We start from the raw sequence: 25255 nt of genomic DNA on the forward strand, positions 1-25255 counted from the left end.
CCCATGAGTGCTCTAGACCGACAGCCCCAAGAGTTTGATGCCTACAGCAACAGCTACGATGCACACGTCAACGCAGCGCTGTCCTTTTCCGGCCTTGACGTCGATTTCTTTACGAAAGTGAAGGCAGCCTACATTCAAGAGATTCTTTCAAAGACCTTTGGAAGCACGAAAGTTGATGTTCTGGATGTTGGATGCGGCATAGGCAATTACCATCCTCTTTTGCGTCCCGAACTAAACAGGCTCTGTGGTGTCGATATTTCCAACGAGAGTTTGAAGACTGCAGCTGAACGGAATCAACAGGTTGAGTATTCACATTTTGACGGGACCAACCTGCCGTTCCCGGATGCAACTTTCGACGCTGCCTTCGCAATCTGCGTCTATCACCATGTGCCGATCCTCAGTCGAGCGAGCTTGACCCGCAGTGTGCGGCGGGTGCTCCGCCCGGGTGGAATTTTTATGATTTTCGAGCACAACCCGCGAAACCCACTGACAATGCGGGTCGTGAACCGGTGCGAATTCGACCGGGATGCGATCTTGTTGAAGAACGAAGAAGCGGAAAGCCTGCTATCCCAGGAGAGCTTCACCAATGTGGAATCTCGGCATATCCTGACTGTTCCATCCTTCAACAAGGCCACCCGTGTGGTTGACCAGCTGTTTAGCGGACTTAGGCTTGGCGCCCAGTACTATACATCCGGCAGGGTGCCGGTTGATATGACCAGAATATGATCGCGGGCAAGCGTCCAGGTAGTGTTAAGGACATGCACCGGATGCTTCGGCAGGCGAACCTCCGGAACTGGCCACTCGCGCGGATTATGACCGTGGTGAGGTTCGCTCTTGTGGGCGCAGCTAGTTCCGTCGCTTATGCTGTCATCATGATGGTTTCAGCGTCGTACTTTGGCTTGGCGCCTTGGGTCAGCAGCGTCGTTGCCTATCTTTCGGCAATGATCATCAATTTTCCGCTCCAGCGAAATTTCACTTTCATATCGACAGGCGATGTCCGACGGGAGGGTCTGAAATACCTTGGGGTCCATCTTGCTAACCTCCTGGTATCAGTTGCCATTGTTCACCTAATTGTGGATGTTCTCCAATGGCCTGTGTTGGTTTCGGTAATAGCAGTTGTTGTTGTTGTCCCGTTGATCCAATTTCTCATCCTCGAGACATGGGTCTTCAAGCCGTCAACATAATAGCGGTGGGTGCACTCGCCAGTAATAATGACCGGGGCTGTCACGGCCGGGGTGCTTAAAGCTTTAAGAGCCGACCCTTGATGCCCGTGAGGCGATCTGAGCTATTCCAAATTTCGTTAGGAACTTGGTCCCAGCGATGATCAGGGTTCAATCTGCAGTTATCACTGGGAGCAAAGCCTCCGCAAAGAAGGCTGAACCGGCCGCTGTAAGGTGCACCGAGTCAAAATGGACTGGGGTATTGCCGTTCATGATCATTGGGCATTGCCTACTGGGACATACAGCCTCGAAGATGGACACGAATCTAACCCCGGTGCGACTGCCGAGACGCTCTCGCAGAGACGTGTCTGTGCCGGAGATGTAACTTTCGACGAGATCGGGTCCAGAGAAGGGATCTTGATTTCCTGCTTTCAGGCGCTCGGTAAGGATCGCTGGCACGCTTGCCCGGTAAAGGATAGGAGCACCGAGGATGATGGGGCGAATGCCTGCTCCGTTCAGCTTTGCGATTGTGGCATCTAGCTTGCCAAGAAGGTCGTCGGAGATCGGCCACGAAGCTGCCATGATGAGCAGATCCGGCTTTTCCTCTAATATTTGGGGGAGAGCTAGGTCATTGAAGCCGCGACAGTTGGGGCGCTGCTGAATGTCAAGGCCTTCGACTGGCGCGTAGGCAGATGACGTCAACTGCCCAAGCGAGTAGCCCCTCTCCTGTAGTGGCTCTCGCAGGCCTGAGTAAAGATGGGCGGCAGCGCTGTCGCCCCAGAGGATCGCCTTCCGCTGCGATGTCTTGGGCAGGCATACAGCAAGGTCAATTGCGCTGCCATGCTGATCCGGGTCGAGAAAGCAGACTCGGGAGCGGAAGTGCGGCCTATGGTCGTATGATTGAAAGGCGATGATGTCCTTGAGGCTTGAATTGAGACGCCCGGGGAAGCCTTTCTGGTGGATGATGAACGCTGAGAGCGCGGCCAATCCCACCAGCCCCGATCCGGATAATCTGAAAATCTGGGCGCGTGTCCAAGCGATACGGCCTCTGCGGAACGGCTGCTCGACGAGTTCATAAAAAGCCGTTGCAACCAAGATCGACAGAGCAAAAACCATCATGCCACGCAGTACTGGATCGGCATAAGGGAACAGCCGATTGGCAAACAGGATCAAGGGCCAATGGACGAGGTAAAGCGAGTATGAGATACGTCCGACAAAGCGCATCAACGCCTGGCCGAGCAGCGCGGCAAGTGGATTAGGCGTCTTGTCGCTACCCCACAGAACCAAGCCTGCTCCGATCGTGGGGACGAGGGCGGAGAAACCCGGAAAGCGCGTCTCTTTGGTGAGGAAAAGCAATGAGGCGAGGATTAGAGCAAAGCCGGCGCCTGTCACTATCGTTGCGACACGGGTACTCGTAGGGAACTTGGTGCCGGGGAGCGCGATAAGACTACCGATCAGGAGCTCGTAGGCCCGGAAGGGCAGCAGATAGAAAGCAGCTGCTGGGTCAATCCGGACGACCGCCTCCGCGGCAATGAGTGATAGCGCCAGGAGTAAGCCGATAACAGCCGGAAGCGCCCTCGACGAGATTTTCACGATCACCAGAACGATGAGTGGGAAAATAAAATAAAATTATTCCTCAACTCCAAGCGACCAGAAATGGAGCGCCGGCAACGTCTCAGCTGCAGGGGCGAAGTAATCGGCTGTCAGATAGAAAAAGATGTTGGGTATGAACGCGACCGAAGCCAGCACGGATCGACCAAAGGTTTCGAACTCTGGCGGCAGGAAGAGAAAATACACGCCTGCGAAAGTAACAAGTGTGACAGCCAGGAACGCTGGTAGGATCCGTCGTGCTCGACGTTCATAAAACCTTACTACGGAAAATTCGCCCGCCAGGGCTTCGGTGTAAATGATCCGCGAGATTAGAAATCCTGAGATCACGAAGAAGATATCAACCCCGACAAAGCCTCCAGGCACATAATCGGCGCCAAGATGGAAAAGAACTACGCTGATAACAGCAATGGCTCGCAGTCCATCAATGTGTGGGCGGTACTTAAGATGATATGACAAGATTGCCCCCATGGCGAGTACGTTGCCTAACTTACACATTGGGAGCCGTCAATTACAGCCGCAGGCGCCTAACGTCTCTCGTGGATCGCACTCCCGCTCTCCAGATTCATGCTCTATGGAGCAACCTCGACCCAGTCAACAGCGAGGCTAATGCCGTGCTTCGGGTCGATCGGCGCCGAGAAGCGGAGTTCATTTAGTCCTGGCTTAAGCACATCACGAGGAACCGGTGCATCGACCGTTGCTACATCCACCCACGAGAGAGGTATCGGGCTGCCGTTAATACTTATTGCCAGTTCATTCTTAGCCTCCAGGGAGACCCAGGCGAACAAGTGCAGCCGGACGCGGTAGATAGCATCCGGAATAGGACTGAGTTGAAACCAAAGATTGCTGTCGTCACCCAGCATCCATGCATAGGAGCGTGGCTGGAGAGCCGGCACTTGCCATGTGGCATCGCGCCAAGCAGAGCCCCACGGGGCTTCTTCCAAACTCCACCACTGGCCGAAGTCATAGTGATAGATGCTCTCGCTGTGCGGTGTGTACATGCAGGCACGTGCTGGCCAGCAGCCGAGTACGCTTCGCCAGCGCCGTTCATCATCCGGCAGCGCCTGGCCAGTCCCTTCCGAACCGCCTGTACGGCGCACGGATCCATCCGGCTCGACAGTCAGAGTGACAACTTTGTCCTTACCGATGGTGAAAGCGCTATCTAACCCTTGTCCGATAGTCCAGGCAGTCGGCGTCTCAACGCATTTTCCGGCTGCTCCGTTCGGTTTCACGGCGAATGAACTATAGACCATGCTTGGCACTAGGCAGGTCACCGTATCGACGGGCTTGTGATAGAGATAGGTTAGCGCGGCATCCAAAATCTCACCGCGGAGCATCCATGTGCTCCCAAGATTTCCGCTCTTATCGAGAATGAGAATTTTCTCGCCCGGTTCTGTCGAAGGAGCAGCCTGAAGAATGCCGGCCAGAAGCATCCTTTGGCGCATGGACAGGTCTGTATAGTGTTTGAGCTGAGCCCATTGTGCGTTCAGGCCGAGGCCGAGGAGGGCAACCCAGGCGGCAGCCCCGACGATCCGACTGTGCCTATATAGGAAAGCGCACACCACAGTTATAGCCAGCGCACCCCCGATTGACGCGTAGATATAGGTTCGCTGTGAAATATAGATATGAGACAAAGAGGAGAGATATGGGAGATACCCCAGCAAGGCCGCGAGAATTGCTGCGACAAGCATGCGGATATTGAGCGAACGACCCGTGCGGGAGGAAAGATAGGTGCTTGTTGCCGGAAGAAGCAAGGCAGCCAACAGTGCCAGCGATGGGATTACGAGATATGGCCAGAAGGCAATCTGCTCCTGGAGCATACGCGCGCTATCATACCACCCGTGCACAAAGACTCTGTACAATGCGATCGTCAGCAACATAGGCATCCGACCTATAATGGTCGAGAGCGTCTTCTGCATATTGCTGCTGATGGACTGTTGATAAAGATTGGGATCTCGGCTGACGATCACCAAGTAGCCAGCAGCAATCACGACAGCGATAAGCCACCCGAAAATAGGAAGACGTTGCTGGAAGAGGCTTTGAAAGCCAGGTTTGATGCCAAACCTCGTCCACCAGAGTAGCAGTGGCAGTGGAGCCAAGAATAGGCCGGCCTCATAGATGAAGCTGCCAGTTAGAAACAAGCCTGCCGCCACAACCGTTGCAAGGACGCGTCCAGGCAGAGATTTGGCCTCGGTCGCGAACAGGAGCATCGAAACCGCACTCATGCTCAATGCGACAGCCCAATCGATATGCACTGAACGCAAACTCATCTGCATAGTGTCGGCCGGGAAGAGGATAAACAGAAGACCCGCGAGTACGGCGAGCGGGCGGTTCCCTATCAGCCACCATACGATACAGGCCATGCTTACAGCCTTCAGGACTAGGCTGGCGCTGAGGAGGACATTCCACCCGATGAATGAATCCGGCGAGAGGCTGTAGGATATGGCAAATGGCAGAATTGTAAGAGGACGTAACCTATGTGACGCAAAAGCGCTTCCATCTAGTGCCAGGAAGGTGGTTCCGTTTTCGATGAAGCTTCCCAGAATAACCCACTCTTCGATTAGTCCAGCGAGGGACAGTCCAATAGGCGCCCAGATCAGGCAAACGGCTGCAATCGCGGCAAGCGTACTCAGAAGGATTAATGCGCGGCGATCTTGGCCGATCAGGCGAGTCATCGGGTTTCCATTTGCGGTGCTGTTTGCAGAGGGTAGCGCCTAGTACCATTCGATCCAGAACACTGACAAGCTGATACATTTGCGATCAATGGTTGTGTGCTATTGTCGCAGATCGGGATGCTGGTCCTTGGAAGTACGATCTTCGACGTAAGGATAAAATTCGTCACAAGACTTGCGACCTAAACCTGCGATGGGCTGACTGGTCCATATCGTGCGAAGGCCCGCCCTTGGGCAGCAGCATGATCTTTGATCCCATGAGCTGATGGACGCCCAGTGAGACTCGCTGCTTATGCTGCAGACGGGGGACTTGCCACTGATCGTGCTTGCGCCTGCCTTGACCAGCCGGGTGCCAGTAGGTAACCGCATGCCGAGAGCGTGGTCACTGCGACACAAGGATGTACATCTAACATGCACCAGAAGAGCCGCCGCATCCTATGGCTTCTGAACCATAAAACCTTGATGCCGTACGAAGTGCCGCTGATGATGGATCTCGGCTTCGAGGTTTTTGTGCCGAAGAAAGTGCCGAAAACTAATTTTCGAAGCGCTGCGGTAAGTTTTGAGTATGACAAGTCACTGACAATACCGAAAGCGGCACTAGACCGGCTGAATGAATTCGACTTCTATCTGGCTGATTGGCCCCCAGACATCGTCAAGTTGCTCAACAGATACTTTGGGACGATCTTCGTCATTCCGTACGGTAGACAGGTAATCCAGGCCGTCACGCATTTTGATGGTGAAATCGTCTTTCGCGCGTTCGGCCTCGATAATAGGCACACGTACGACAAAGTCCTTGAAGATATGTATGGCCGAGGTTTCCGCTACAGAGTCGAGAGTATCAAGGGGCGGTTCTGGTTCGGTGAGGGCTACGATCACCTGCACGAGATAGAACCGCCACTTTTTAAGGAAAAGTCACTGTTCCTGCCCATCGGCATTCCAAACTCATTCTTCAGGAACGAGGGCAAATGGAGGGGAACACGCAAGGAGATTCTGTTCATCGCCCCCAATGTCGTATCTGATTCCTATTATGCTAAGGTTTACAAGGATTTCAAAAGGGATTTTGGCGATCTGCCACATGTGATTGTTGGCCATCAAGACACCTTGGTTGATGATCCGCACATGGCGGGCTTCGTGTCGGACGAAGAGTTGCAGAATCTCTATTTAGATTGCGCTGCACTTTACTACCATTCCAGAGAGACTCGGCACGTGCATTATTCGCCCGTAGAAGCCGCTATCAACGGAATGCCTATCGTTTATTTTGAGGATTCACTGCTTGGTCGTATGTGCCCTGGCTCTGTCAAAGGCCGTGTCTCATCGATTGGTGAAGCGCGTGATGTTCTGCAGAAGATACTCTCGGGCGACGAAGCATTCATCGCAAGCATCCGAGAAGATCAGAGGGATGTTGCTTACCATTTCTCGGACGCTTATTGTAGGCCGGTCTGGAAGAATAATCTTGAGACCTCCGGTCTTCTCGCCAATCTTGCCAAGCAGAGCCCAATTAAGTCCATTGTCCGAGAGCTACACAGGTCGGCGGTTCGGGTCGTCGGGCGCACCCTCGATAATTCCAAAGCCTATAACCCGTTCCCGAATGCGGACACCGCGAAAGACGCCACCGGCTCGTCCGTGGCTGATAGCATCTTCTTCGATCAAGTAGACCTCCCGGCCTGCGTGGTGGACATCCAAGGCCTCTCCGCTGCGGAACCTTGGGGACGTTGGAGCGATGCCGAGCGGGTGATAATCTCGCTCAATCATATGCTTGACAGGGAGTTTATCCTTGATGTTGCGGCCATTGGGTACGACCGCAATGCCGGTGCCGATATCGAGATTAAGATAGGCAGATCGTCCCAACTTGCCCGGTTCGGAGCTGACATGAACAATGCTCAGACCGTTTCCCTGCCGTTCAGGCTGAAGAAGCCTGCGAGTGTCATCGAGTTTAAGGTGCCTTATCCGACCCAGCCGGCAATGGACAGCCGATCAATTGGTCTCGGACTGGTTCGCCTGAGCGTACGCCCACTTGCGGCTGTCCCTGAATTGGCAAGGGATGCTCGCCCTCCTGCAACTGTCCGGGCCAAGTTGCGTGAGTGCAAAACCTTCATAGAGGCGGGCATAGTTGCCGCGACTATTCCGAATTCTGAGCCGGCTACCCAGTCTTCCGCTGTGCAGACCGACGCAGGAGCGATGATCGCAGGTATCGGTGGTGACCAGCGTCCGGCTTGGCGGCACGCTGCCCGAACGCTGGTTCAACGTGTCCGTCCCGCTCTCCTCCCGTTCTCTCGCCGTTTTAGGGGGCAGGTGCGAACAGCGATTGAGGAGACGGCAGTTTTGCCGCGGCTGTCTCAGGTGACTTCGGAGCTGTCTCAGGTGATATCGGAACTTGCTTCCTTGCGCCAAGAGATCATCAGCTTGCGAGGAGCTCTCGACAGCCACGTCCGCCAGGCCCAGACGGACGCGAAGACTAATCGTATTGTGATCGACGAGATGGCTGCCTCTCTGTCCAAGGTGCTGGCTCGAGCAGAGGGCCTCGAGACGACCGGTGGTCGAGCTAAGACAATCGAGGCGCTTGCCAAAGAGACCGAGCGGCCTGCCAAGGACTCGTGAGGGTTGCACGTAGTTGCGGGGTACGTTTCGGCCAAGCGGGGCCGACCTGGCTTGCTTCACGGAGGCGCTTTTCCGCTTGCTTTGGCAACCTTGGATCGTTTAGACGCCAAGTAGCTTGGGCTGAGAGGCGGTTTCATTGCCACGGCAGATCGGCTGGATCGGTCCGCGGGAGAGAACGCTGCCGACGGACGGGCCATTGCAAAAGCGGTCAAGTGTTGGTGGCAATGGAGAGATGCTCTGATATGTCTGGGGATTTCGACCTTCACATCGTCGGGGCAGGCGGGCATGCCAAGGTTATCATCGAACTGGCCCGTGCAGCTGGCTGGAACCCGATCGGCTTGCTCGATCCCGCACCGGTCGGAGCGACCGTTCTGGGGGTTCCTGTAGTTGGAGATGATAGTCTCGCACCCCAACTCTTTGCTGAGGGACATGCTGCGGCATTCGTTGCGCTAGGCCGAAACGAGCTCCGGCGACGCATCGGATCGCGCCTTCGCGCTATCGGGTTCCAACTGCCCACCCTCGTTCATCCGAGCGCCTTCGTGTCTCCGAGTGCTGTCCTGGGGGAGGGGATCGCTGTCCTGCCCCAGGCAGTCGTCCACGCTTGCGCGCAGATTGGAGATTTTGCCATCGTCAACACAGCCGCTGTGGTGGAGCATGACTGCATCGTCGGACCGGGAGCACATGTGGCGCCACGCTCGGTGCTTGGCGGTAATGTGACACTCGGAGAGGAGGTCTTCTTCGGTATCGGAGCGGTCGCCAGGCCACTGAGTACAATTGGTCCCAGGACCACCATCGGAGCCGGTGGCGTCGTGGTCGGCGAAATTGCCGCAGATGTGGTGGCCGTTGGAGTTCCTGCCCGTCAAGTGATCGGCAAGTAGCTCAAATGCCGGAGGTCGAGGAAGCGTGAAGATCGGGTTGGTCTCCTCGGCAATCCCCTTGATTCAGGGGGGAGGGCGCTTCATCGTGGACTGGCTTGCTCCCAAACTTGTGGAGGCTGGGCATCAGGTCGAAACGATCTGGATTCCACAGATCGACGATCCGAACACACTCTTTCAGCAGATGCTCGCCTTCCGTCTCATGGACCTGAACGACAGCTTCGACCGCGTCATCACGTTCCGGCCACCGGCGCACGTCGTCCAGCACCATACAAAGATCGTTTGGTTCATCCATCATATCCGTCAATTCTATGACCTATGGGAAACCGATTACAATCCGCTGCCCCGCACGGCATATTGGGAAGCATATCGAGACAAGCTCAAGGCAGCGGACACGAATGCTCTTGACGAGGCGCATAAGGTCTTCACTAATTCCGCGATCGTCCGAAACCGATTGAAGGCCTTCAATGGCATCGATGCGGAAGTGCTGTATCCCCCGGTCCTTGCGCCGGAGCGTTTCTATTCAGAAGCTTGGGGCGGCGAAATCGCTCTCATTTGCCGGGTCGAGCACCACAAGCGCCAGCATCTAGCCATCGAAGCAATGAAGCATACGAAGACCCCAGTGCGGCTTCGTATCTCTGGACGCAGCGCCTCGGCGGAGTATGCCGATTTTCTTCGCAACCTCATCGCCATGCATGATCTCGAGGATCGTGTGACGCTTGATCTGCGCTGGATCAGCGAGGGAGAAAAGGTGTCACTGCTTTCGACGGCGCTGGCGGCGATCTACATCCCACTGGATGAGGACAGCTACGGTTATCCTACCATCGAGGCAGCACTCGCTCGCAAGATGACCATCACTGTATCGGATTCTGGGGGAGTGCCTGAATTCATCACCGACGGGGTGTCTGGGATCATTGCCGAACCTGATCCCATCGCGCTTGCTGATGTCTTTGACCGGCTATGGACGGATAGGCCTCTGGCGCGGGTTCTCGGGCACAATGCCCATCAGCGTCTGGCGGAATTGCAGATTCATTGGGAGCACGTCATCGAGAGGCTCACATCGTGAATGTCCTTGTTCTCACGACCATGACCCCTTTCGCGTATGGGCGAGCGGAAGAAGTGACGAATCAACTCGTTCGCCAAATGAAGCTGCTAGGTATAAATGCGGAGGCGATGCGGCTACCGTCCAAAGGGAATTCTCCCGAGCGGCTACTCGACGAGATGTTCATCTTCAAGTCGCTCAAACTTCTCAATGTCGACCGTGTGATCTCGCTAGGATTTCCCGCGTACCTCGTGCCATTCGACAGCAGAGCCTGCTGGATATTGAGCTCGCATCCGCAGTCGTATGATCGTTTCGAGGAACTCAATGCTCTCGGGAGAAGCGAGCCTCGCTCTAGATCCGTCAAGGAAGCTGTGATCAGGAACGACATCCGTTGTTTCCAATCATCAAAGCAATTGTTCGCTGGTTCAAGGGCGGTCCAGGCCCGGATGCAGCACTATCATGGTCTTGTGCCGGACATTCTCTTGCCGCCGCTCTCCGATCCGGAGCGTTTTGAGCCGGTAGGGGACGACGGCTACATCCTGGCATCTGGCCGCATCGAAGAAACGAAAAGCCTCTCTCTCCTCATCGACGCAATGAAGCTGCTTCCCTCCGGTGAGCGGCTTGTCATTGCCGGCCTACCGGACAATGCGGTCGAAGCGAGAGGACTGCAGGAGCAGGTGCGTGAAGCAGGGCTTGAAGGACGCGTTGCGTTTGACATGCGCGGGCTGTCTCGGGACGGCCTTGCTGCTCTCGTAGGGCGGGCTCGGGCCGTGGCCTGCACAGGTGATGACCCGGATAGAGGGCTTTTCATGGAGGCCTTTCAAGCATCCAAGCCGGTGCTGACGGTGGTTGACACGGGGATTTCAAGTAATATTGTTCTGAACGGTGAAACTGGTATTATGACCGAGCCGACGGTCGAAGCGCTTGCCAGAGGCATGGTGGCTCTGCTGGGATCATCCATCAAGGCCGCGGAAATGGGTGCTGCCGGGAATGAAAAGTGGCGGTCTCTCAAAGTCAATTGGCCGGCGACCATCGAACGTCTCCTAGCATGAGGCAGCCATGAGAATCGGCTGGGCCAGTCCCTTCAATGAGCGTTCGGCGGTCGCCCGCTACAGTCTCTGGGTTTGTAGGGAGCTGAAGCGCCGTGGTGCCAGGGTCGAGATTATCCGTACCGAAACCGGAGCGGAGGAAACCCTTCCTGTTCTCGATAGCAGTCTGGTGGCTTATCCTCCGAGGCTGTTCACGACTGATTTCCTCGCATCCCACTTCGATTTGTGCGTCGTCAATGTTGCCAGGGATGCGAGCGATCATGGTCGCGCCGAGGAAATCGCTCGCCGATTCCAGAGTGTGACTATATTCCACGATCTCAGGGGCGACAGATATGAAGCTGAAGCCGCACTCGTGGACGAGGCAGCAGTTAAACCGGCCGAGGTCGGCTGGATGGCGCTTCCGGCAGCCTTCGCAACCGGTGCTGTCGTGCATGATCTCCAGTACTTAGACGGGGTCCGCCGCCTTTGCGCAGGACCCGTTGCGGCGATCTCCTTGGAGCTCGGAGACATCTATTCTGATCCTGCGGATGCCGGGCCGGACAGGGGGGCAGCTCGCCGGCTGGGTCCGGAGGGCTGCGTCGAGAAGTATGTTGACGACCTCCTCGAAGTGCTAGATGAAGCGCTGCACCGCGCCCCTCTAAGGAATGCAGGGTGGACAATAGGCGCTACGGTGGCTGAAATGGGCCTTGCTTGGGATGATCCTCTTTCATCTCGCTTAGGAAATGAGATGTTTGCGCTTTTTGAGGGAAACCGGAGGGGGCTGAAAAGTGACAAAAACTGACAAATTGACGGCACCGCTGTCCGTTCTTCCCGTCTATCAGCCCGACTTATCTGGGAACGAGAAGAAATACGTTAACGAATGCCTGGACACCTCCTGGATTTCTTCGCTCGGAGGCTTTATCGACCGATTCGAGAAGGCTTTCGAACGGGAAACCGGCGCCAAGCATGCCCATTCCGTCTCGAACGGGACTGTCGCTCTTCACCTCGCCTACCACTGCCTGGACATCGGTCCGGGCGATGAGGTGATCGTTCCGACCTTCACCTATATCTCATCGGTGAACACGATCGCTCAGACGGGAGCCACCCCGGTTTTCGTCGAATGCTGCCCCAATGACTGGCTGATTGATGTCGAGGATGTGGCCCGCAAAATCACTCCGCGCACCAAGGCGATCGTTCCGGTGCACCTGTACGGTGCCATATGCGATATGGATGCGCTCATGGCGCTTGCACGCGACCGCAAGCTGAAGGTCGTGGAGGATTGTGCCGAGGCGCTCGGCTCCACCCTGAATGGTCAGCATGTCGGTACCTTCGGTGATATCGGCACATTCAGCTTCTTCGGCAATAAGACAGTGACAACCGGTGAAGGAGGCATGGTGACGGCTCATGATCCTGCCTTGGCCGCCCGGTTGAAGATCGTCAAGGGTCAGGGGCAATCCCCCACAAAGCGCTACTGGCATACCGAACTCGGATTCAACTACCGGATGACCAATATCTGTGCTGCCATCGGGTTAGCGCAGATTGAGCGGCTTGATGCCATTCTGTCCCGCAAGCGCGCAATCGGTGCATTGTATCGCGAACTGACCGCGGACATGCCTGTGGAGTTCCAGACACTGAGGTCCGGAGTGAAAAGCTCGGATTGGTTGGTCAGCCTTCTGCTGCCGCGCGGGATTGATCGCGACGCCGTCATGGCTCGAATGTCGAGCGCTGGAGTTGAGACGCGACCAGTCTTCTATTGTGCGCATCAGATGCCGATGTACGCCAAGGGAGAGCATTTTCCCGTGTCGGAGGATATCGCGTCGCGAGGCATCAGCCTCCCCAGCTACCCCGGTTTGAGCGACAGCGACGTCGCCCGTGTGGTTGAAGAGCTACGCCGGGCTATCAGCGCGCAATAGAGGCCCTGTGGCGTTCTTGTTCCGGCGCGAAGTGGATCAGACCGAACAGCGTCAGCAACGGCAAGCTGAGGGCAAGTCATGCCGAGGGCTGCGGAGGCAGTCCTGTCGGTTTTCATTCCTGTTGCCCGGATTAGAATGGAACGCGTTTGTGCACCGTTCAGGTCTGGGCAACATCCTTTAGTGTGAAGTAGGCCGAGGATCCCGGATTGCCGCCGGGAAATTTGGGCCAAGTTTGGAGCCGGCTGGGTAGATGTGCAGGCATTGCGATCTTAAAGCGATGAACTGCCGTTGCTGGCCGTAGCGAGACCAGTGAAACATGGACGCGATTGACAACACAATGTCTGTTCCCGGTGATCTGCAACCGACGCTGTCGTCCAGCGGGCCAGCACGCCGGGCTTGGCTCGACCTCCTTCAGGGCTTCAGGAACTGGCGCGTTTGGTGGCTCCTCGGAATTGGCGACATACGGCAGCGATACCGTCGTTCTCGTATTGGGCAGTTCTGGATTACGTTGAGCATCGCAATTTTCGTTGTTGCAATCGGTGTCGTTTACTCAGCCCTCTTCAAACAGCCGATAAAGGAATATATTCCGTACCTTGCAACAACCTATGTAGTCTGGGTCCTAATCGCCGGCATCGTGAACGACAGCACCAGCGCCTTCATCCAAGCAGAGGGATTTTTGCGTCAGCAGGCGTTGCCGAAAACGACCTTCATCCTGCGTGTCCTGGTCAGAAACGCCATCTCATTCGCCCATAACATCATCGTTCTCCCAATTATCTTCCTCGTGTTCGGGGTTGCTCCCTCCTGGACATGGGGTGCAGCCCTGTTCGGTCTTGTGCTCATTGCCGTAGCCGGATTTCTGGGTGGGCTCATCCTCGCAATCCTTTGTACCCGCTTTCGCGACCTGCCGCAGATCATTCAGAACTTCATCCAGGTTGCTTTTTTCATATCGCCAGTCACTTGGCAGGTGGAGCTTCTCGATGAGCCTGTGCGCTTTTGGGTCAACCTGAACCCGTTTGCTGCCTTTCTACGCGTTGTGTCCGAACCTTTGCTCGGCCGATTGCCCAGTTCCACCACTTATGCCTCTGCCCTTGTGACGATCATCATACTCTGCGCCGTCGCGGCGCCACTTTTCGTCCGCTTCAGGCAGCGCATTGTTTACTGGCTTTAGGGATCATCCCCATGGCATCTATCTCCTTGCGTAATGTCACGGTCGATTTTCCGATCTACAACGCCCGTGGCCGATCGCTGAAGGCCAACGTCCTGGGCCGTGTGGGCGGACGTATCGGCGGTCAGAACGGCGAGATCGTAACCGTCGAGGCCCTGCGAGGGGTCGATCTTGAGCTTCGACCTGGTGACCGGCTTGCACTCGTTGGCCATAATGGTGCGGGCAAATCAACGCTTCTGAGGGTTTTGGCCGGCGCTTACGAGCCGAGCCGTGGCGTAGCCGAGATTCATGGGAAGGTCTCGTCCCTGCTAGATATGACCATGGGAATGGATCCGGAGCTCACGGGGCGGGAGAACATCGTCCTGCGCGGGATCTTTCTCGGCATGACGTTTCGCGAGATCAGCGACCTTGCGCCGTCGATTGAGGAGTTCTCCGAGTTAGGCGGCTTCGTTGATCTGCCGATGCGCACCTATTCCAGCGGAATGACGCTTCGTCTGGCTTTTGCCGTCTCGACGGCGGTTCAGCCGGACATCCTGCTTCTGGATGAGATGATCAGCGTCGGAGATGCCGACTTTGCCAACAAGGCAAGGTTGAGGATTGAGCAAGTTATGGAGAATTCCCGGATTTTCGTTCTCGCCTCACATGACCCCAAGATGCTGCAGCGCTACTGCAATAGGGGTATCCTCCTGCGCGAGGGCCAAATTGTTGCCGCTGGCAGCCTGGAAGATATTCTCGCGCAGTAGGCCAAATCGGACATGCGACTAGCCGCGCCACCAATGTGCGGCCATCTTCCTCACTAGCGTGAAAGCAGGCACATCCAGCTGGCGCTCCCCAGTCAGAACCAGTTCCTTGCGCTTAAGCATTGCTCTCGCCATGCGAAGCACATATGAGCTTGAGCCAAGCTTGGCTCGACTGACGTTCAGTGAGCCATTCGGCCGTCGTCCGCGAAAGCTTGGTGAGAGACTCCGGTCGCTCGAGCACGGATTGCAGGCAATGGCGGAAGCCCTCGGCGTCCTTCGTCGAGGCGACCAGACCAGCCCGCCCGAATCCAATCTGCTCCGGGAGCGACCCAGCCGGCATGACAAGGCTTGGCATAGCCCAGGACATTGCCTGAGCGATGACACCCGACTGACTGGCTTCGACATAGGGGCAGAGCAGCAAGTGGTGATGTGCGAGTAGTTCTTTCGCCCGTTGATCCGAGATCCAGCCAAGTTCAAGGTCAACCTGCTGCCATGCCGCAAAGGTGCGCCCGATTTCGGCCTCAAGAGGGCCTGAGCCCGCGATGGTGAGCCGCCATCCCGGTTGGTTGCGCAGTGCCTCCAACGCCTTCGAGAGCAGATCCAAGCCTTTATACGGAAGCAGGCGGCCATAGAAGAGAAGCCGGACTGGGCCGTCATTGGGGCCTGTGTAGGCACCATTGAGCCGCCTGGTCGGATAGACCGTCTCCAGCGGGATCACCGACAGTTTGTGGCGGGATGCGGGGATCCGGTCCTCAATCCGCTTGGCGACGCTGTTCGACAGGGTCACGACCTCATCTGCCTGTCTGATGAGAAGACCCTGTGTCACCCTTTGCCAAACTACCGCGTAGTCACCGGGATGAGGCTCAGCGTCGTGCGCAACGTACAGGACCCTGATGCCATGCCGTTGCAAGACATTCACGAAGGGCCATGCAAAAGGCGCGTTCATCGTCACGATGACGGCATCAGGTTTCATGGAGACTAGTGCCTGAGCGTGCTTTCTCAGCTCTTTCGGAAGCGACCATGCCTTTCGCCAGAGCGTTGGCAGGCTGGGCCGATCAAACGTAACGATCGGAAGTCCCACCGATCGAAATTTCTCGATACTGTCATTCTGAGAGGCCAAGGAAAGAGCGACATCGGCATCCCGTCGCAGGTGCTGAGCTAATGAGAGAGTGAATTCGGAACCGCCACCGCGGCGCCCCCAATAATGAAGAATGACCGCAGGTCGCTTTCTATGGCAGCCACAGGAAGGCTCATGCTCACTTTTGTCATGCATTGATTGTAAAACCGGTTGATTCTGGCCGAGTGGCAGGTTCTGCCCGCAATACCGTAGCTCTTCGGTTGACGCCAGCCGGGCGGGTGTTTAGGACGCCTGACAGGCAAAAAAGGGATAGGCGATGAGCGAGGGCAGCAGTCAAATTCTTCCCGTAATCATGTGCGGAGGCTCCGGAACGCGGCTGTGGCCGGCCTCCCGGGACAGCATGCCCAAGCAGTTCATCGATCTCCTGGGCGAGAACTCGACCTTCCAGACCGCCGTTCAGCGCGTCACAGCACCGCAGGTCTTTCTGCGCCCGGCCGTGATTTCGAGCAATGACGTCCGCTTCATCGTCGCCGAGCAGCTGGCGCAGATCGGGGCGCAAGCCGACATCATCCTCGAACCGATCCAGCGGGACTCGGCCGCGGCAATCGCCGTTGCGGCCTGCCACGCTGCACGTCATTCCCCGGAAACCATCGTCCTAGTCATCGCGGCCGATCATGTCATTGACGATCCGGCGGCCTTCGCGGTGGCCTGCCAAGCTGCGGTTGAACCAGCCCGTCAAGGCCATATCATGACCCTTGGGGTTGTGCCGCAATACCCGGCCACCAGCTACGGCTACATCAAGCCCGGTCGGGCCATCAAGGGCACTGATGCCTATCGGGTCGAGCGTTTCGTCGAGAAGCCCAATGTAGAGACCGCCGAGGGCTATATCGGTCAGGGCTTCCTCTGGAACAGCGGTAATTTCCTGTTTCGCGCCGACATCATGATCGAGGAACTGGAGAAATTTCAGCCGGCCATCCTGGAGGCCGCTCGGGATGCCCTTGAGCGTGCCACTACCGACCTCGACTTCATTCGCCTGCATGAAGATGCTTTCAAGCTCGTGCCCAAGATCTCGATCGACTACGCGGTGATGGAGCATACCGAGCGGGCAGGGGTACTTCCGGTTTCATTCCAGTGGTCAGACATCGGCTCCTGGGGGGCGCTCTGGGATGCCTCCGAGCGTGATGAGGCCGGCAACGCCCTGCGGGGTAACGTTGAGGTTGTCGAAGCCCGCAACAGCCTCGTCCACAGTGACGATATTCTGACGACCGTTGTAGGCATTGATGACGTGGTCGTGGTCGCCAAGCCTGATGCGGTGCTCGTGACCTCGCGCAGCCGGTCCGAGCTCGTGAAGGAGCTCGTAGTGTCAATGCGGGCGAAACAGCGTCCAGAGGCCAGCGAGCATTTGCGGATGTATCGTCCCTGGGGCTGGTACCAGCGGATTGATCGCGGCTCGCGCTTCCAGGTTAAGCGCATCATGGTCAAGCCGGGCGGACGCCTATCCTTGCAGAAGCACTACCACCGTGCGGAGCACTGGGTCGTGGTCCGCGGAACGGCCGAGGTAACTATAAACCAGGAGATCGTCGTGCTGCACGAGAACGAGTCCGTGTATATCCCAATCGGCTCGCTCCACCGCTTGACCAATCCCGGCCGCATCCCGCTGGAGTTGATTGAGGTTCAGGTGGGCAGCTATACCGGTGAGGACGACATCGTTCGCGTAGAGGATATTTACGGGCGGTAAGGACAACGTTTACTGACTCAAGATCGAAGGCCGCTTCCATCGTATGGAAGCGGCTTTTCCAAATGGCAGAGGGGTCAGTTGCGATTGTCAATCATGCTAAGCAATTCTCCTGTTACGGGTCACGGCATCAGAGCAAGAAGCCCCGCGGCTACCGGACGCGACCGCATGGAAGTTGCTACTTGGAACTGAGCAGACTGACAGGAGGCGGAAATGTCCATAGCAAAATGCCATTTTTGCCAGGGCTGACGCGCATAATTCCCAGCTCCTCGGTCACAAGGCTAAGCTGCCAATGGCGAAGTCCGCGCAAATCGATCTTAGCTGAGGCGAAATTCCTGATCGTGGATTAAGACCCGATTGCCCTTCATGGCCGAAGATTGAGAGCAGCAATAGCGACAGTCCGGTCTGGAAAGCCGAGCCGCCATTCCAAGGAGGTCGCGTCCTCCTTCGTTTTGGAGACACCCACGGTAGATACCGAACCGCGAGGCTTGAGCTTCCAGGCTACGGCTTCGATGGCGCGCTATGCGAGCCTATTGGCTGCTGGAGCGGCATTGTGCAGGCAGGGGGTATAGTATGTCCGCCAAGCGCGGTAAGAAACGTATAAGTTTTTAAATAGTTACTCTGAAAATATATCTGAAGCCTCGGGGCCATTAAGCCGTAAGCCGGTGCATTGGACTAGGCTCTCAAGACAATTGCATTGAAGAATGAGTAATTGCATGTGATAAGCAGGCCGTATTCTGGCGGGCGCCTCCCTCCCGCCCAGTTGATGATTGATAAGCAATCAAGGGGCATCATGAAGCGGTTTCTCGTGACCGGAGGTGCTGGGTTCATTGGCTCGGCCGTCGTGCGCACCCTCATCTGTGACACGTCCCATCAGGTGCTTGTCGTTGATAAGCTCACCTATGCTGGGAACCTGGATTCCCTGAAGCCGGTGGTTAACAACCCACGTTATCGGTTCGAGCGGGCTGATGTCGCGGACGCCGAGCGGATGCGCTCAATTGTCCAAGCGTATGCTCCTGACGTCATCATGCATTTGGCGGCGGAAAGCCACGTGGATCGTTCCATTGATGGACCGGGCGAGTTCCTGCAGACGAACGTGGTCGGCACTTATACCCTGCTTCAGGCTGCTCTGGCGTATTGGCGTGGCCTTTCACCAGGGCGTCAAGCCGCTTTCCGCTTTCATCATATCTCGACCGATGAGGTGTTCGGCTCCTTAGGCGACGAAGGATTCTTCCACGAGGACTACCCATATCGGCCAAGCTCGCCCTACTCGGCCTCCAAAGCGGCGTCTGACCATTTCGTGCGCGCTTGGCACCACACCTATGGTCTGCCGACTCTCATCACGAACTGCTCGAACAATTACGGACCCTATCACTTTCCCGAGAAGCTGATCCCGCTGATCATCCTCAACGCCTTGGAAGGCAAGTCACTGCCCGTCTACGGTAAGGGCGAGAACATTCGCGATTGGCTCTACGTGGACGATCATGCAAGAGCGCTCATCCTGGCCGTCGAGCAGGGTCGCCCTGGCGAGACCTATGCGATAGGTGGACATAACGAGCGCCGCAACATTGATGTGGTCCATGCCATCTGTACCCTTGTCGACGAGTTGGCCCCAAATGCCGTCATCGGCCCGTGCGAACGACTCATAACCTATGTCACTGATCGGCCAGGCCATGACCTTCGCTATGCCATAGATGCCTCTAAGATTGGGCGCGATCTCGGCTGGCGTCCGGTAGAGACGTTCGAGACGGGACTACGCAAGACGGTGGAATGGTATTTGACCAATCGTAATTGGTGGGAAAGAGTCCGCTCAGGCGTTTACCAGGGTGAACGCCTTGGATAGGGCATCGGGAGCGTCGCGTAACCGATCTCGTAGCAACTCACTTGATTTGATAGTTCAAGGAAGGTCTCTGGTGATCGAAGTTGAGGCAACTGCTCTTCCGGACGTGAAGATTATTCGCACGAAGAATTTTGCGGACTTACGTGGGTACTTCGTGGAAACTTACAGCAAGCAAGCTTTCGCGGCGGCAGGTATTGAGGATGAGTTTGTCCAAGACAACCTCTCACACTCCATCAAGGCAGGGACAGTAAGGGGACTGCATTTTCAGACCCCTCCTTTCGCGCAGGCCAAACTCGTCCGCGTCGGTCGCGGTCGCATCCTTGATGTTGCTCTCGACCTGCGCCGATCGTCTTCCACGTATGGCCAGCATATCAAGATCGAAATATCCAGTGATGACGGCCTTCAGATTCTCATTCCTGTAGGTTTTGCTCATGGCTTCTGCACCCTCGAGTCGAAAACTGAGGTGCACTACAAGGTCACTGCGCCTTACTCGGCAGATCACGGCCACGGGATCGCCTGGAACGATCCGGCGCTTGGCATCAGTTGGCCTGTCGATATCCGGTCAGCAGTCCTGTCCGACAAGGACATGAGGAATCCGCTTTTTGCGGAGCTCCCGTCCTATTTCTCGTAAGGAGTAGGTTGCGTGCGCACCAAGGTCATCGATAGGGGAGGTCAGGTAGCTCTTGCCTCGACTGATCAAAATTCGCAGGGTTCACAATATGATGCTGCTTGAGTGGCGGACATTCCCTCAACTTTGCATCAGACGATTCCTCGATAAGGTTCGCGCTCAGGAGATCCATGAATGAAAGGCATCATTCTGGCCGGTGGATCCGGCACCCGCCTGCACCCGATGACCTATGTCACGTCAAAGCAACTTCTGCCAATCTACGACAAACCGATGATCTATTACCCGCTCACCACGCTGATGCTAGCAGGTGTGCGGGAGATCCTTATCATCTCCACCCCGGACGATTTGCCGAAGTTCAAGCAACTGCTGGGTACAGGAGACCGCTGGGGCCTCAATCTTTCCTACGCTGAGCAGAAAAAGCCTGAAGGCCTCGCGCAGGCCTACATTATCGGTGCCGATTTCGTGGCAGGCGGTCCGTCTGCGCTAATCCTTGGTGACAACGTCTACTTCGGTCATGGACTGCCGGAACTCATGCAGATGGCCCGCAGGCACAGAGCAGGGGCGACGGTCTTCGCCTATCATGTAACCGACCCAGAGCGGTATGGCGTCGTCGAATTCGACCGGGATGGTCAGGCCATTTCTATCGAGGAGAAACCTGCAAAGCCGGAATCTAGCTGGGCGGTGACCGGGCTTTATTTTTACGACGAACAGGTCGTAGATATTGCGGTGAAGCTCAAGCCGTCGGCGAGAGGTGAACTCGAGATTACAGACGTCAATCGCGCCTATCTCGAGATGGGGCAGCTTCACGTGCAGCGTATGGGGCGCGGCTTCGCTTGGCTGGACACCGGAACGCCAGACTCTCTGGTGGAGGCCGCAGAGTTCGTACGAGCGCTCGAAAAACGTCAAGGCTTTCGCATCGCCTGTCCTGAAGAAATTGCCTTCAACCTCGGGTGGATCAACCGAGATCACTTGCTGCAGCTAGCAGGCGAGTTGTCAAAGAGCAGCTACGGCCAATATTTAAGGCGAATCGCAGATCAGACTTGAACTGACCGATCAGCTTATCGTGGGGCGGTTTACCCTGACACCTTCACAAGTGTCCACTGTCGAGCAGACTTCTACGGTGCGTGGAATTGGTCACGGAGGGTCATGGGTCAGTGGCTACATAGGTGTGTGGCGACATCCACAATCGGAGGTGGCAGGCTTAGTCCAAGTTCAAGCGATGAGGTTGCCGAACCCGTTTTGCAAATCCCAATGAGGTTGAGATCCTGTGCCCGCGGGACTTGGTAAGCCTGTGGAAGAAGCTGTGCGTGCCAACTGTGCGCTCCCAATGCTCGGGCCTTGGAGTGCAGATTTCAAGATGTCTGCTCAGAACACCAAGGTCAGCCCATTTAACCATTTCGCACTGCAGCTGGCAGCGATCATGGTGTAATTGCTCTGCCGGCTAAGTAAATAGAGTCAATCCGCTGTTCGATGAGCAAGCCGGGCCACGAGCCATCTGACCGATGCAGAACGACCCTAACCGCTTCTCAGCACTGCGCACTCCGCTCTTGAGGCAGTACAGGCCATCACCACTTTGAAAGCATTTCCCGCGCTTCCGATCTTTTCCCGTCCTCGCGTGTTGTGACTCCTGCGTTCACAGGAGGACCGGAGAGGGATGGCGGCCGACGGGGATATTCTGGACTGTCTGATCGTCGGGGGAGGGCCGGCGGGGCTGACGACGGCGCTGTATCTGGCCCGCTTCAAGCGCCGCTTTGCCGTGGTCGACAGCGGATCGCCCCGGGCCGCCTGGATCCCGACGAGCCACAACATCCCGGTCTTCGCGGAAGGCATCTCCGGCAAGGACATCTTGGCCCGGGCGCGGACCAATCTTGAGCAGTATGGCGATTGCATCCTGCCCGGGATGGTCACGGGGCTGCGCAAGCAGCCTGACCGGTTCATCGCCGTGGTGGAGGGCAATGACGGCTCCACAAAGCAGATCGCCGCGCGGCGGGTGGTGATCGCCACGGGGGCCGTCGATATCGAGCCTGACCTGCCCGACGTGCCCAACGCCGTCCAGCGCGGCCTCGTCCGCTATTGCCCGATCTGCGACGGCTACGAGTCCCGCGGCCAGAAGATCGCCGTCATCGCCTATGGTGACCATGGCATAGGGGAGGCGGTCTTCATCGCCCGTACCTATTCCAGGGACGTGACGCTTCTGACCTTGGGGCAGCACCTGGAATTGGATCCGGAACAGCAGGTGAAGCTCGACGAGCACGGGGTCAAGGTGGTCGAGGCCCCGGTGGAGTCCCTCTCTATGGAGCACGACCGGATCTCTGCGGTGAATGTGGCTGGTACCGAGCATCGCTTCGACGTGCTCTATTCGGCGCTCGGTCTTAAGTATCGCTCGGACCTCGCCATCTCTCTTGGCGCCGAGCACGATCCATCGGGGAGCCTGATCGTCGACAGCCATTGCCAGACGAGCGTGAAAGGTCTTTACGCGGCCGGCGATATCGTCCGTGGTCTCGATCAGATCGTGGTTGGCATGGGCCATGCGGCGCTGGCCGCCACCCACATCCACAACCATTGCGAGTTGCCTACCGAGGATGAGCCCAGCGGGGCGTGAGCCCAGACGCTAGGACAAGGCCTTCGCCAGGAGCGGCAGGCTGATGTCCATCCGGTAATCGACTGAGGAATGGTCGTCGTGGAATTCCTCATAGATGTGGGAAATTCCGGCAGCATCGAGCTTCCGGCGCATGATCCGTGAGCCGTAGACCATGTTGTACTGGTCGATGTCGCCACAATCGATGTAGAAAGCCTTCAGCTGGCGCAGGTTCGCTTGGTGCTTCGCGTCGTCCACCATCCGCAGAGGGTCCCAGCGCAGCCAGTTGGCCCAGCGTTCCTCGATGATCTCGCAGGTCTCGAGATCCACCGGCAGGCGGATGCCGTAGAATTGGCTCGGGTCAGGATCAAAGCTCGCCGCCTGGGCGAGCAGCATCAGGGTATGCCAATCCTTGTCCTTCGCCTTGGGCCCCGCCTCGAACTTGCGCATAAAGGCTTCGATGGACATGCCGTGATCGACCAGATGGCGGAGCGCTCGGGCGAATTCGCCCAGGTGATAGAGGTACTCGAAACCCACATCCCCCGAGTGCGAGGCTGCTGCCGACCAAACGGAGCCGCCATGCCGCAGTGCGTGCACCATGGCGCCGTAGCCGCCCGAACTCTTGCCGAACACGCCCCGGCGCCCGTCGCCGCCACAGCCAAAGCGCTCCTCGACGAAGGGCAGCATCTCGCGGATTAGGAAAGTCTCCCAGAGGCCTATGGCAGTGCTGTCGACATATTCATTGCCACCAAGCCGAGTGAAGCAGTCGGGGAAAGCCACCGCGACAGGCGGCATGGCGCCGGTGCCGATCAGCCGGTCGAGGCGCTCGGGCACGTTCTCGCCGTAGTTCTTCCAGTTGGTGTGAGCGGGGCCGCCTGCCGTGTAGCCGACGAGGTCGACGAGGAGGGGCAGATCCCGGCCATCGTGGCCTGCCGGCACATAGACGTCGACCCGGCGCCGGAAGGGATCGCCGAGCAGATTGCTCTTGAGGCAGTCGCTCTCGATCCAGAGACTGTGTACCGCGCCTGCCGGTGCGTCATGGTTCTTGCGCATCGCTGTCCCTCGCCAGATCAACTGCCCGAGATGTGACGGCTGAAACGGCACTTGTCCAGAATGGAGGCCTTCGCGCCGGTTAATAAGTCCTTATCCCACCTAGCCATTCCACAGGCCGCGAGTCTACGGTGCAGCCCCAGGTGTCAGACAATGGTGTCATACATTGGCGCCGTACTTGGGGGTGTAGTCATGAGCGATGGTTTCCTGCCGCGGTGGAGCCTGAAGACCGAAGGCGTCGTCATGCCGGACGAGCGCCTGCCGACCGGCCATATGGTGGTGGTCGGCCTGCAGCATGTGGTGGCCATGTTCGGCGCGACCGTGCTGGCGCCGATCCTGATGGGCTTCGATCCGAACGTCTCGATCCTGTTCTCCGGCATTGCAACCCTGATCTTCTTCGTCGTGGTCGGTGGACGGGTGCCGAGCTATCTGGGCTCGAGCTTCGCCTTCATCGGTCCCGTCCTGGTCGCCACCGGCGCGAGCGTGGGCAGCCCCAATCCTAACATCCCCCTGGCGCTCGGCGGCATCATTGCGGCCGGTGCGCTCTACTTCCTCATCGGCCTCTTGGTGCAGCTGGCGGGGCACCGCTGGATTGAGCGGCTGATGCCGCCGGTGGTCACGGGCGCCATCGTGGCCGCCATCGGCCTTGTGCTCGCGCCAATTGCGATCAACAGCGCCTCCGGCGTCACGCCCGACAACCAGAACGGCAGCGACTTCGCCCGCTGGATCGCGCTTGCCACCGTCATGGCGGTCGGTCTCATGGCGGTTTATGCGCCGGGGATCTGGCGCCGCCTGCCGGTGCTGATCGGCGGCGTACTCGGCTACCTGATCTACTTCATCTGCGCGAACGTGCTGGGCCTCGGCCAGGCCATCGACTTCTCGAAGATCGGCCAGGCTGCCTGGTTCGGCCTGCCGTCCTTCCAGAGCCCCGTCTTCGACATGCGCGCCATCAGCCTGATCGCCCCGGTGGCTGTGATCCTGGTGGCCGAGAACCTCGGGCACATCAAGGCCATCGGCGCCATGACGAGCCGCAACCTCGATCCGTATCTCGGGCGCGCCTTCATGGGCGACGGCGTTGCCACCATGCTGTCCGGCAGCGCTGGCGGTACGGGCATGACCACTTACGCCGAGAACATGGGCGTGATGGCGGTGACCCGCATCTACTCCACGCTGGTCTTCCTCATCGCCGCGGCCTTCGCGCTGCTGCTCGGCCTGTCGCCCAAGTTCGGCGCCTTCATCGGCACGATTCCCGGGCCCGTGCTGGGCGGCTTGTCCATCGTGGTCTTCGGCCTCATCGCCGCAACCGCCGGCCGGATCTGGGTGGAGAACCGGGTCGATTTCTCCAACCCACGCAACCTGATCACAGTCGCGGTGGCCCTGGTTCTGGGCGCCGGCAATTTCAAGCTGAACGTGGCCGGCTTCACCCTGGACGGCATTGGGACGGCGACCTTCGGTGCGATCATCCTCTACCATCTCCTGAACATGGCGCCGAGCACGGCGGACCGCACCGAGACCGTGCACTAGCCAGCTTTCCAGGAACACGCT

Annotated in this window: 20 protein-coding genes and 1 pseudogene; 16 read left to right on the forward strand and 5 right to left on the reverse strand. The window is 57.5% G+C overall.

Annotated features, from left to right (window positions below; genetic code table 11):
* Positions 1-3 precede the first annotated feature (3 nt).
* Both VB618_RS01025 and VB618_RS01030 read left to right on the forward strand, forming a co-directional pair.
* Positions 4-726, forward strand: coding sequence for a class I SAM-dependent methyltransferase (locus VB618_RS01025; RefSeq protein ID WP_329794632.1), 723 nt, complete (start codon positions 4-6; stop codon positions 724-726).
* Complete coding sequence (locus VB618_RS01030; RefSeq protein WP_329794633.1) at positions 723-1184, forward strand: GtrA family protein; 462 nt, start codon at positions 723-725, stop codon at positions 1182-1184. Before VB618_RS01025 ends, VB618_RS01030 begins: the two co-directional genes overlap by 4 nt.
* A 147-nt stretch (positions 1185-1331) precedes the next feature.
* Here the strand turns inward: VB618_RS01030 and VB618_RS01035 are convergent, their stop codons facing one another.
* The 3 genes and pseudogenes from VB618_RS01035 to VB618_RS01045 form a co-directional block, all read right to left on the reverse strand.
* Positions 1332-2153, reverse strand: a complete 822-nt coding sequence (locus VB618_RS01035) for an SGNH hydrolase domain-containing protein (protein WP_329795104.1) — start codon at positions 2151-2153, stop codon at positions 1332-1334.
* Positions 2154-2246: 93 nt separating this feature from the next.
* Positions 2247-3266, reverse strand: a pseudogene (locus tag VB618_RS01040) (acyltransferase family protein); the annotation flags it as partial.
* A 74-nt stretch (positions 3267-3340) separates the two neighbouring features.
* Positions 3341-5443: a hypothetical protein gene (locus VB618_RS01045; RefSeq protein ID WP_329794634.1), complete on the reverse strand. Its 2103-nt coding sequence runs from the start codon at positions 5441-5443 to the stop codon at positions 3341-3343.
* 408 nt (positions 5444-5851) lie between these two features.
* Here VB618_RS01045 and VB618_RS01050 point away from each other — a divergent pair, with 408 nt between their 5' ends.
* The 8 genes from VB618_RS01050 (at position 5852) to VB618_RS01085 (ending at position 14804) form a co-directional block, all read left to right on the forward strand.
* A complete protein-coding gene (locus tag VB618_RS01050) occupies positions 5852-8038 on the forward strand; it encodes a DUF7024 domain-containing protein (protein ID WP_329794635.1) in 2187 nt (728 codons plus the stop codon).
* A 242-nt stretch (positions 8039-8280) separates the two neighbouring features.
* Positions 8281-8916 (forward strand): acetyltransferase, encoded by a 636-nt coding sequence (locus VB618_RS01055; RefSeq protein ID WP_329794636.1) that lies wholly within the window; start codon positions 8281-8283, stop codon positions 8914-8916.
* Positions 8917-8941: 25 nt separating this feature from the next.
* The gene (locus VB618_RS01060) at positions 8942-9979 is read left to right on the forward strand and encodes a glycosyltransferase family 4 protein (RefSeq protein ID WP_329794637.1); all 1038 of its coding nucleotides are present in this window, start codon (positions 8942-8944) and stop codon (positions 9977-9979) included.
* Positions 9976-11007 carry a glycosyltransferase gene (locus VB618_RS01065; protein ID WP_329794638.1) on the forward strand — a complete coding sequence of 344 codons (1032 nt, stop codon included), beginning with the start codon at positions 9976-9978 and terminating at the stop codon, positions 11005-11007. Before VB618_RS01060 ends, VB618_RS01065 begins: the two co-directional genes overlap by 4 nt.
* 7 nt (positions 11008-11014) lie before the next feature.
* Positions 11015-11785 carry a hypothetical protein gene (locus tag VB618_RS01070; protein WP_329794639.1) on the forward strand — a complete coding sequence of 257 codons (771 nt, stop codon included), beginning with the start codon at positions 11015-11017 and terminating at the stop codon, positions 11783-11785.
* A complete protein-coding gene (locus VB618_RS01075; protein ID WP_329794640.1) occupies positions 11772-12896 on the forward strand; it encodes a DegT/DnrJ/EryC1/StrS family aminotransferase in 1125 nt (374 codons plus the stop codon). Before VB618_RS01070 ends, VB618_RS01075 begins: the two co-directional genes overlap by 14 nt.
* Before the next feature lie 316 nt (positions 12897-13212).
* Positions 13213-14064, forward strand: a complete 852-nt coding sequence (locus VB618_RS01080) for an ABC transporter permease (RefSeq protein WP_329794641.1) — start codon at positions 13213-13215, stop codon at positions 14062-14064.
* A gap of 11 nt (positions 14065-14075) precedes the next feature.
* Positions 14076-14804, forward strand: a complete 729-nt coding sequence (locus tag VB618_RS01085; protein ID WP_329794642.1) for an ABC transporter ATP-binding protein — start codon at positions 14076-14078, stop codon at positions 14802-14804.
* Between the two features lie 112 nt (positions 14805-14916).
* Here VB618_RS01085 and VB618_RS01090 read toward each other — a convergent pair whose 3' ends face one another.
* The gene (locus tag VB618_RS01090) at positions 14917-16074 is read right to left on the reverse strand and encodes a glycosyltransferase family 4 protein (RefSeq protein ID WP_329794643.1); all 1158 of its coding nucleotides are present in this window, start codon (positions 16072-16074) and stop codon (positions 14917-14919) included.
* Positions 16075-16195: 121 nt separating this feature from the next.
* Between VB618_RS01090 and VB618_RS01095 the strand changes: the two genes are divergently transcribed.
* From VB618_RS01095 to VB618_RS01115, 5 genes are all read left to right on the forward strand, one after another.
* Positions 16196-17617, forward strand: coding sequence for a mannose-1-phosphate guanylyltransferase/mannose-6-phosphate isomerase (locus tag VB618_RS01095; RefSeq protein WP_329794644.1), 1422 nt, complete (start codon positions 16196-16198; stop codon positions 17615-17617).
* A gap of 790 nt (positions 17618-18407) precedes the next feature.
* On the forward strand, positions 18408-19457 hold the full coding sequence (gene rfbB / locus VB618_RS01100; RefSeq protein ID WP_442931611.1) for a dTDP-glucose 4,6-dehydratase: 1050 nt from the start codon (positions 18408-18410) through the stop codon (positions 19455-19457).
* A gap of 70 nt (positions 19458-19527) precedes the next feature.
* Positions 19528-20085 carry a dTDP-4-dehydrorhamnose 3,5-epimerase gene (gene rfbC / locus VB618_RS01105; protein ID WP_329794645.1) on the forward strand — a complete coding sequence of 186 codons (558 nt, stop codon included), beginning with the start codon at positions 19528-19530 and terminating at the stop codon, positions 20083-20085.
* Positions 20086-20256: 171 nt separating this feature from the next.
* On the forward strand, positions 20257-21126 hold the full coding sequence (gene rfbA, locus VB618_RS01110) for a glucose-1-phosphate thymidylyltransferase RfbA (protein ID WP_329794646.1): 870 nt from the start codon (positions 20257-20259) through the stop codon (positions 21124-21126).
* Positions 21127-21736: 610 nt separating this feature from the next.
* Positions 21737-22684 carry an NAD(P)/FAD-dependent oxidoreductase gene (locus tag VB618_RS01115; protein WP_329794647.1) on the forward strand — a complete coding sequence of 316 codons (948 nt, stop codon included), beginning with the start codon at positions 21737-21739 and terminating at the stop codon, positions 22682-22684.
* A 9-nt stretch (positions 22685-22693) separates the two neighbouring features.
* On the opposite strand, the gene VB618_RS01120 is transcribed toward VB618_RS01115, so the two are convergent.
* Entirely contained in the window at positions 22694-23713 is a 1020-nt protein-coding gene (locus tag VB618_RS01120) for an alpha/beta hydrolase (protein ID WP_329794648.1), read from the reverse strand.
* Between the two features lie 189 nt (positions 23714-23902).
* On the opposite strand from VB618_RS01120, the gene VB618_RS01125 reads away from it, so the two are divergent.
* Positions 23903-25234, forward strand: a complete 1332-nt coding sequence (locus VB618_RS01125) for a solute carrier family 23 protein (protein WP_329794649.1) — start codon at positions 23903-23905, stop codon at positions 25232-25234.
* Positions 25235-25255 lie beyond the last annotated feature (21 nt).

It is taken from the genome of Microvirga sp. CF3062 (assembly GCF_036314045.1).
Lineage (GTDB): Bacteria > Pseudomonadota > Alphaproteobacteria > Rhizobiales > Beijerinckiaceae > Microvirga.